The 8,833-nt window shown below is 72.2% G+C and carries 7 protein-coding genes; all 7 read right to left on the bottom strand.

The window, feature by feature from the left end; translation table 11 throughout:
- Positions 1-135 precede the first annotated feature (135 nt).
- The 7 genes from ACGFZA_RS34715 to ACGFZA_RS34685 all read right to left on the bottom strand — a co-directional run bounded on the left by ACGFZA_RS34715 (position 136) and on the right by ACGFZA_RS34685 (position 8,829).
- Positions 136-1,248 (bottom strand): pectinesterase family protein, encoded by a 1,113-nt coding sequence (locus ACGFZA_RS34715; protein WP_393684399.1) that lies wholly within the window; start codon positions 1,246-1,248, stop codon positions 136-138.
- 111 nt (positions 1,249-1,359) lie between these two features.
- Positions 1,360-2,703 carry a polysaccharide lyase family 1 protein gene (locus ACGFZA_RS34710; RefSeq protein ID WP_393684397.1) on the bottom strand — a complete coding sequence of 448 codons (1,344 nt, stop codon included), beginning with the start codon at positions 2,701-2,703 and terminating at the stop codon, positions 1,360-1,362.
- Positions 2,704-2,762: 59 nt separating this feature from the next.
- Positions 2,763-3,590, bottom strand: coding sequence for a rhamnogalacturonan acetylesterase (locus ACGFZA_RS34705; protein WP_385280888.1), 828 nt, complete (start codon positions 3,588-3,590; stop codon positions 2,763-2,765).
- A 168-nt stretch (positions 3,591-3,758) separates the two neighbouring features.
- Positions 3,759-5,093: an ABC transporter substrate-binding protein gene (locus ACGFZA_RS34700; RefSeq protein WP_385280891.1), complete on the bottom strand. Its 1,335-nt coding sequence runs from the start codon at positions 5,091-5,093 to the stop codon at positions 3,759-3,761.
- 105 nt (positions 5,094-5,198) lie between these two features.
- Positions 5,199-6,752: a glycoside hydrolase 43 family protein gene (locus ACGFZA_RS34695; protein ID WP_393684394.1), complete on the bottom strand. Its 1,554-nt coding sequence runs from the start codon at positions 6,750-6,752 to the stop codon at positions 5,199-5,201.
- Entirely contained in the window at positions 6,749-7,576 is an 828-nt protein-coding gene (locus ACGFZA_RS34690) for a PmoA family protein (protein ID WP_385280897.1), read from the bottom strand. Before ACGFZA_RS34690 ends, ACGFZA_RS34695 begins: the two co-directional genes overlap by 4 nt.
- Complete coding sequence (locus ACGFZA_RS34685; protein ID WP_393684392.1) at positions 7,573-8,829, bottom strand: Gfo/Idh/MocA family protein; 1,257 nt, start codon at positions 8,827-8,829, stop codon at positions 7,573-7,575. The genes ACGFZA_RS34690 and ACGFZA_RS34685 overlap by 4 nt, the downstream gene beginning before the upstream one ends.
- Positions 8,830-8,833: the final 4 nt, after the last annotated feature.

Below are 8,833 nucleotides of genomic sequence, written 5' to 3'. Positions count from 1 at the left end.
CGGGCCCGGGCCCCCCCCGCCCTTTCGTGCAAGTCCCCCCGCCGGTACAAACCCTACTGCGCCGCCGGGGCGGGGCTGGGGGGGCCCCCCCCCGGGCCGGCCCGGGCGGGGCGCCCCTCGCGTGGTGGCCTCGGCTCAGCCGTACGGACGCCAGTCCCCGAACCAGGCGGCCGGGGTGTGCAGGCGTGCCTCGGACGCGGTCAGCAGGGGGCGGTTGGCGGGTACGGTGACGCGGGCGCCGGGACCCGTGTTGCGGTACTCGGCGAACCGCTGCTCCTGCCAGGGGAAGCCCGCGGACATGGTCCCGTAGGGCTCGTCCGTGTCGGTCCCCGCGTCGAGGCGGCTGTCGCGCACGGTCAGCATCGGGTGTGCGGTGAGGTCGGACGAGGGCACCCAGGGACGGGCCAGCTTGAAGTACCCGTCCGGCGCGGTGCTGGTGACGCGGGAGCGCAGTACCAGGTAGCCGTGCGGGTTGGCTCCGGCGGTACTGGGTGCGAAGACGAAGCCGTAGGGCGCGGCCGCCAGGTCGGTTCGGGTCAGGGTGCGGAAGTGACAGCGGTCCAGGACTGCGGTGGCGCGGCCGAAGACGAAGTCGACGTCACCTTCGACATAGCAGTCGCGGTAGTACTGGCGGGCGAATTCGGTGAGGGCGGGAGAGTCGGCGTACAGGGTGTCCTGGTGCCCCAGGAAGCGGCAGCCGTAGAACGCCGAGCGGTCGCCCTGCACCTTGATGGCGACGGCCTGGGTCCCGGTGTATTCGGGGTGGTCGGCGCGCAGCCAGTCGTTGGCGAAGGTCAGGCCGTGGGCGGTGAGGCCGGCGGGCCGGGCGGTGACGGTGGCGGAGCCGCTGGTGCCGTACGTCCCCGAACCGTCGGGCCGGGGGGTGCCGTTGGCGTTGGCGTACACGATGACGGTGTCGTGCGGGTCACCGCTCGCGCCGATGAGGGTGAGGCCGGTCCGGTCGGCCGGGATGTCGACCGTCTCGCGGTAGGTGCCCGGGGCGATCACCAGGGTGCGTCCGGTGCCGGCCGCGGCGTCCACGGCGGCCTGGACGGTGGTGTGGTCGCCCCTGCCGCGGGCGTCGACGTACAGCGTCGCGGCGTCGAGGCGGCGGGACGGTGAACCGTAGCGTCCGAAGGGGCGGTGTGCGCCGGGCCGGCCGTGGGCGTGCGCGGCGGGGGCGGCGCCGAGGACGAGGGCGGCGCTGCCGCCCGCGAGCAGGGTCAGGGCACTGCGTCTGCTGGGCATGGACGGTACTTCCTTACTTCCTCACGCGGGTGCGCGACGGGGCCGGACCGGTCCCCCGCCGGTGCCGGGAGGGCACGTCGGGGAGACCGGCCGGACACGGGACATCGGTGGTCAGGCGCCGGGAATCCGGCCGGCGCCCGCCGTGAGGCCGACGATCACGGGCACGAGCAACGGGTGGTCGACCCTGGTGCGCAGGGTCGGTGTCCAGCCGGCGCCCGCGGTGAGCTGCTCCGCGGGAACGCCCGCGTTGTGGACGGCGATGAGGTCCGTCCGGCGGCCGTTGACGTAGTTGTCCGCGGCGGTGAGGGAGGACTCGGACCACTTCTTGAGGATCTTCGCCTGGTCGAACTCACCGCTCAGGCTGAACGCGTTGTGTTCGGCGACGAGCTGGGACTTCGAGCCGATGCCGTACGTGTAGCCGTAGACGCTGCCCTTGGTGGCGACGAAGTGGTTGTTGTACGAGTCGACCTGTCCGAAGCGGACGCGGGGCGCGCGCTCGTTCACGTCCTTGAAGAGGTTGTGGTGCAGGGTGACCCGCAGCTTGCCGCTGTCGGTGGCGCCGGCACCGTCGCTGTTGCCGATGAGCATCGTCTTGTCGTGGTCCTTGAGGACGTTGTACGAGGCGGTGACGAGGTCGGCGCCCTTGACGATGTCGAAGAGCCCGTCGTGCTGCTGGTACCGCTCGTTGAAGTAGAGCGGCTGGCCGGCGTCGGGGCGGTCGCCGTCGCTGAAGGTGTTGTGGTCGACCCAGACGTGGTCGGAGCCGTAGACGACGAGGTTGTCGTACTCGGAGTTCCAGTGCCCGGTCTCACCGTCGGTGGGGTCCCACTGGGGGAAGCAGTCGTAGGTGTCCTCGAAGCTGATGTTGCGGACGATGACGTTCGAGACGTTCTGGATCTGGACGCTGGCACCGATGACCGTCGCGTCCTTGCCGACGCCGACGAGTGTGGTGTTGGACGGGACGTAGACGTTGACGGCTGCCTTCTGCAGCTTGGCCGAGGCGAGCCGGGCGTCCTCCAGGGGGCCCGAGGGAACCTCGGTGCGGCCCCAGGTCGCCGGGTCGTAGGCGGCGAGGTACTTGTCCAGGGTGTAGCCGTCGGTCTGGTACGCCTCGCAGTCGATCGGCGTGCCGGCGGCGTCGGAGTTCCCGTGGACGGTGCCGTCGATCTTGATGATCTTCGGGGCGTCGCCCGCGTCCTCGAAGGCCGCGATGAGTTCGGCCCGGTTGCTCACGGTGTAGACGTGGTCGGGGGTGGCGGCGGAGCCGCCGGTGGTGGAGCCCTCGGCGGCGGCCCAGCCGTCGTTCTCGGCGAGGACGGCGCGGTCGATGCCCTTGAGGTGGCCGGGGCCGCCCGGGTGTCCGGTGGCCTGGGCGGGGACGGACACGGCGAGCGCCAGGGAGGCGCAGCCCATCACCAAGGCAATGGCGCGAGCATGACAGATGCGTGCGGGCATGGCGGATCCTTCGGTGGTGAGGTGAGAAGTGCTGAGGGGGAACGGGGTGGCGGCCGGGGTCAGACCTGCGGCCAGGTGATCCATTCGAGCGGGATCGCGGAATCGGTGCGCCGTACGTCGCGCGGGGCGAGTACCTTCCCGGCCACCAGGGCCCGGGCGACGAGCCGCGCGGCCTCGACGGCACCGCGGGGCTGGAAGTGTGTGTTGTCCTGCTGCCCGTCGGGGTAGTTGGGCGACTGGCCCGGCTCCAGCCAGTTGAAGTACGCCCTCGTGCCGTCGGGGCCGAGTTCCTGCCAGCGCGCGAGCGTGAGCGCCTGGAGGTCGAGCAGGGGGACGCGCTCCTCGGCGGCCAGCGCGCGCATCGCGGCCGGGTACTCGCCGTGGCTGGGCTTCGCCGTACCGTCGGCGGCGAAGCGGCGGCGCTCGACCGGGGTCAGCAGGACCGGCCGCGCACGGCGGGACCGCGCGCCCCGCACGTACTGGCGCAGGCAGTCCTGGTAGGTGGTGTACGGATCGGTACCGCGGGCCGGGTCCTCGGTCTTCTCGTCGTTGTGCCCGAACTGGATGAGCAGGAGGTCGCCCTCGCGTACCTCCTCCAGCAGGGCGGCGAGCCGGCCCTCGTCGATGAAGCTCTTCGAACTGCGGCCGTTCATCGCGTAATTGGCGACCGTCAGGGTGTGACCCAGGAAGAACGGCAGGGCCATGCCCCAGCCGGTCTCGGGCGCCGCGTCGGCGTACTTCTGCGCGGCCGTCGAATCGCCGGCGATGTGCACGGTGCGGGGGCGGGGACGCCCGCCCGGGCCGTGCGCCGCCGCCGCCGTTCCGGTGGCGAGCACCAGGGGCAGCGCGGCGATGGCGGCCGCGGTCTGCCTGCGGGTGAGTGACACGGTGGGACTGCCTCTCTCATGGATGCGTAGCGGTGCGTACGAGGACGTACGCACGGCGGTACGGAGTGCAGGAGGAGAAGTGCAGGAGAGAGGGGGCCGGCGGCGGGACGCGACCCGAACCGCCACCGGTCCCCGGTCACCGGGGTGTCGGCCCGGCCAGGGACCGGATCAGCCGTTGCCGATCTCCTTCCACTCCTTCTGGGCCTTGTTCAGCTCGTCCGCGATCTTGTCCAGGAAGGCCTTGGCCGTGACCTTGCCGAGCAGCAGCTTCTGGAACTCCGGCTCGTTGTCCGCCTTGCTGATGTTGTTCCAGTCCGGCAGGTAGTACGGCAGCTGCACGATCTTGGTGGAGCCGTCGGTGAGGGCCTTCGCGGCGAGCTCGGTCGGCTCGGTGGCGCTGATCCACGGGTCCTTGGCGGCCTCGGTGTTGGCCGGAATGGCGCCCGCGGACTCGTTCCACTTGCTGTTCGACTCGTGCGAGGCGGCGAACTCGATGAACTTCCAGGCGGCCGTCTTGTTCTTGCTCGACCGGAACAGGCCCAGCCCGTCGACCGGGTTGGAGACCTGGACCCGGGTGCCGCCGTCACCGATCGGGTTCGGTATGCCGGCGAACTTCTCCTTGCCCAGCGCCTTCAGGTGGTCCTGGTAGGAGCCGAGGTTGTGGCTCAGCATGCCGATGGTGCCGGTGTCGAACTGGGCGACCATCTTGGTGAAGTCGTTGTTGACGTCGGCGGCGGGCGTCGTCTTCTTGTACAGCGCCACGTACTTCTCCAGCGCGGCGACGTTCTTCGGGTCGTTGAGCGTCGTCTTGTCGCCGCTCCAGAACTCCGTGATGCCGGACTGGCCGTACGACGCGTCGATCGCCTGGGCGATGGAGCCGGCGCCACCGCGGATGGTGTAGCCGAACTTGTTGTCCTTGGAGTCGGTGAGCTTCTCGGCCGCCGCGTAGAAGTTGGCCCAGGTGGTGGGCGCTTCGAGGTTCGCGGCCTTGAACAGGTCGGTGCGGTACCAGAGTGCGCCGTTGTTGGCGGAGGTCGGCACGGAGTACATGTCGTCGCCCCGGCCGCCCGCGTCCTTGACGCTCGCGACCATGCCCTCGACGAGCTTGCCGTTGAGCGCGGAGTCCTTGAGGCGGCTGTTCAGCGGCTCCAGGGCCTCCTGCGAGACCATGTTGGCGAGGTAGGCGGTGCCGACGCCACCGACGTCCGGCAGTCCGCCGCCCGCGATGGCCGTGTCGTACTTGGACTGCACGTCGGCGATCGGGATCGGGACGTACTTGACCTTGATGTCCGGGTACTTCTTCTCGAAGTCCTTGATGATCTCGGTCCAGATGGCGGTGCGGGGACCACCGTTGTTGTCCCAGAAGGTGATCTCGCCCTTGCCGCTGCCCTCGGTGCCCGTGTCGCTGCCGTCGTCACCGCAGGCGGTCGCGGTCAGTGCGAGCACCGCGGCAAGGGAGACGGCGGCCGTGGCGCGCCCCCGCTGCGTCTTCGAGATGTTCATGATCGGCTCTTCTCTCTCGGTTCTCTCGGTCCGTGCGCGTGAGTGGGGGGTTCGGTGGTCCGGTGCCGGCCGGCGGCCGTCCTTCGACGGCCCGGCCGGTACGGGTCAGGGGGTGGTGCGGAACCCGGTGAAGCAGGCCGTCCCGGCCGGCCCCGTGCCGGGCGGTGCGGTGGCGAACAGTCCGAGCAGGGCGCCGACCCAGCGCCACGGCGTCGCGGCGAAGACCTGGCCCGAGGGCCGCAGTCCGGTCCCGTCCCCGGTGTCGGCGTGGAAACGGCAGCGGGCACCGGGGGTGACCTCGATGCGCAGCCGCGCCCGGCCCCCGGGCGCCGGCCTGCTGTGCTCGGCGTCGCGCTCGTGCTCGGCGACCGTCTCGGCGTACCGGTGCACGAGCCGTATCCCGCCCGCACCGTCCGCCGTCCGCTCCAGGCCGATCCAGCTGAACGCGTCCCCGAGCACCGCGAGACCGGCCTTGGCCCCCGCCACCTCGCTGCCGAGGGTGAGCTCGGCCTCGACGGTGAACGTCTCGGCGGGCAGCCGCTGGACCAGCACGTTGGGCAGGGCCCGCAGGTCGTGCGCGTACGCGGTCCGTACGCAGCTGAGCCGCAGCCCGTCCCCGCCGTGCTCGACGGTCCAGCCGGGGCGGGGGTTGGCGGTCCACTGCCACTGCCTGCCGTAGCGGCCGCCCGGGAAACTGTCGCCGCCGGCCGGGGCCGCGGCGGACTGCTCGGGCGCGGCCGGTTTGGTGTGCACGGCGACGGGCTCTCCCCCGTCGCCGATGACCGGCCAGCCGTCGTCGTCCCAGCGCACGGGCTGGAGGTGGACCACCCGCCCGTACGCCCCGCGCTCCTGGAAGTGCAGGAACCAGTCCTCGCCGGCCGCGGTCGTGACCCAGCCGCCCTGGTGCGGCCCGTTGGTCTCGGTGCGGCCCTGGGAGAGGACGACGCGTTCCTCGTACGGCCCGAAGAACTCCCGGGAGCGGAAGGCGCCCTGCCAGCCGGTCGTGACGCCGCCGGCCGGGGCGAGGATCCAGAACTCGCCGTCCCGCCGGTAGAGCTTGGGGCCCTCCAGGGTGAACCAGCCGGGGATCGTGTCGGCGTCGATCAGGGTCTTGCCCTCGTCGAGCAGCTCCCGTCCGTCGGGGCTCATCCGGTGGCCGGTGAGCCGGTTCTTGATCCCGGAGCGTGACTTGGCCCAGGCGTGCACCAGATAGGCCTCGCCGGTCTCCTCGTCCCACAGCGGGCAGGCGTCGATCAGCCCCTTGCCCGCCTTGACCAGATGGGGCGCGCTCCACGGGCCGCGGATGTCCTCGGCGTTGATCTGCTGGATGCCGTGGTCGGGGTCTCCCCAGAAGATCCAGAACCGTCCGGCGTGGTGCCGCAGCGACGGCGCCCACACGCCGCCGTCGTGCCGGGGCACGGCGAAGTCCGCGGCCGGCTCCAGCCGGTCCAGGGCATGGCCGATGAGGGTCCAGTTGACGAGGTCGCGCGAGTGCAGCAGCGGCAGTCCGGGGACCCGCCCGAAGCTGGAGGCGGTGAGGTAGAAGTCGTCACCGGCCCGCACCACGTCGGGGTCGGACCAGTCGGCGTTCAGCACCGGGTTGCGGTAGGTGCCGTCGCCCAGGTCGGCGGTCCAGGGGCGCTCCCCGGCGGCGCTCACGCGGTCACCGCCCGGCGGACGTAGGCGGCGGCTGCGGCCCGGTCGAGCCGGCCGTCCGCGATGACGGTGACGACCCGGCGCACGATCGTCGCGCCCGCGGGGACGGGGAGCCGGCGGTCCGCGGCGAGGGAGGAGCCGACGCCCGGGTATTCGGTGGTCCGCACGAACCACGGATCCCGGCGGGTCTCCTCGGTCGCCCCGGCGAAGACCAGGGTCCAGCCGTCGCCGCTCATCGCCACCCAGTCGGCGGCCCGCCCGTGCACCGCCTCCTCGCCCTCCGCCGACCCGCTGAACACGACGGGCGCCGAGGCCTCTTTGGGCGCGCGCCAGAAGAAGCCGCCGTATCCGGCGCCCGGCCGGCCGTTGGTGGCGGGGCTGCCGATCGACAGGTCCGTGCCGCCCCGGTTGGTGAGCGAGAAGGAGAAGTCCAGCGCCCAGGCGCTCCCGGAGAGTTCGGCGGTGGCGACGGTGCGGTGCTCCCGCAGCAGCTCGGTGTCGTCCGCCTCCCAGCTGAGCTCCTCGACGAACCCGTCCGGATCGCGGAGCTTCCAGCCCAGGTGGCGCTGGACCCCGTGGTTGTCGAGTGCGGTGGGGCCCTGGTCGCGGACGAAGGTGCGGCCGCCCCAGAAGTTGTGCCCGGCGACGTCCGGAACGGCGACGGAGGTGCCCAGGTGGTGGAGGTGGTCGGCCGGGCGCTCCTCGGTGACGGGGGTGCCGGCGAGAGTGGTGACCGGATGGAGGTAGGGGCGGCCGTCGGCGGCGGGGAGGTAGGTGTAGCGGCCGACCGGGCGGCCGGCGCAGCTCAGCAGTGCGGTGGTCGTCACGATGAACTCACCTCGGTGTGGGGTCCTGTCCGGACTTCCGGCGCGGGAGAGGGGCCGGACGCGGCGACGCCGCAGGGGGACTCGGCACCGGACCTGAGCGCCCAGGGGACGCCGAGTTCGGAGAAGAGCGCGAGGGTGTCGGCGCCCGTCGCGACCAGTCCGTCGATCCCGCGCACGACGCGGCGGGGAGCGGCGGATGCGCTCGCGGGTGGGGTGTACCAGGCCTCGGCCGGCAGCGCGAGCGGTTCGGGGGCGGTCCGTACGGCCTCGACGACCTCCATGAACGCGCCGGTGCGGTGCGGCGGTACGAGCAGGGCGGCGTCCCGCACCAGGTGGTCGACGAGGTTCTCCAGGAGGTCGGTCCTTCCGTGCACCGCCTCCTCGGGGCCGTGCCCGGCGCGCTGGACGAGGACCCGGTCCTGCTTGTACCAGAAGGTGATCCGGCCGCGGTCGCCGTGGACGATCACATAGGGCTCCCCGGGCTGTTCGGCGCAGAGGGTGACGGCGGCGGTGACCGGGATCCCGGCCGTGGTGGTGATGCGTACGCAGGAGGTGTCGTCGGCCTCGATGTCATGGGCGCGGAACAGTTCGGTCTCGACTCCGGCGACGTCCTGGGCCGTGCCGCTGCCGGCGAGTTCGAGGGCGGTGGCGACGGCGTGGGCGAGCGGGTTGGTCAGGACCCCGTCGACGACGTCGGTGTCACCGATCCGGCGCCGCCCGGCCCAGGGCGCCCGACGGTAGTAGGCCTCGTCCCTGACCCAGGCGCCCGCGGCCCCGTAGCCCCGGACGGTGCCGATGGCGCCGCTGCGCACGAGCTCGCGGATGGCGGGCACGGCGTGCGAGCCGAAGGACTGGAAGCCCACCTGGCAGGCGATGCCGGACCGCCGCACCCCGGCCAGGATCCGTTCGAAGTCGGCGCGGGTCGCGGCGGGCGGTTTCTCCAGCAGGAGGTGGACGCCGCGGCCGGCGGCGGTGAGCGCCAGTTCGGTGTGGGTCTGGATCGGGGTGCAGATGATGGCGGCGCGGGCCCCGGTGGAGTCGAGGAGAGCACCGAAGTCGGCCGACTGTTGCGGGAGTTCACCGGCGAAGGCATCGAGTTCGCCCTCGTCGAGCGGCTTCGGCTCACAGATTCCGGCGAGCTTGACGAGGCCCTGGTGCTGGAGGCGGCGGATGTTGGCGAGATGCCAGCGTCCGTGGCCGCGGGCGCCCGCGAGGACGAGGGGGACGGGTGTGGTGGCGGGAATCGACGGCATGTGC

Source organism: Streptomyces sp. NPDC048211, assembly GCF_043202315.1.
Lineage (GTDB): Bacteria > Actinomycetota > Actinomycetes > Streptomycetales > Streptomycetaceae > Streptomyces.
This window is presented reverse-complemented; position numbering and strand designations above follow the sequence as displayed.

What these genes read in the sequence shown, in the direction of transcription:
- ACGFZA_RS34715 (WP_393684399.1), bottom strand. Translation starts at nt 1,248, where the DNA reads ATGCCCAGCAGACGCAGTGCCCTGACCCTGCTCGCGGGCGGCAGCGCC.
- ACGFZA_RS34710 (WP_393684397.1), bottom strand. Translation starts at nt 2,703, where the DNA reads ATGCCCGCACGCATCTGTCATGCTCGCGCCATTGCCTTGGTGATGGGC.
- ACGFZA_RS34700 (WP_385280891.1), bottom strand. Translation starts at nt 5,093, where the DNA reads ATGAACATCTCGAAGACGCAGCGGGGGCGCGCCACGGCCGCCGTCTCC.
- ACGFZA_RS34685 (WP_393684392.1), bottom strand. Translation starts at nt 8,829, where the DNA reads ATGCCGTCGATTCCCGCCACCACACCCGTCCCCCTCGTCCTCGCGGGC.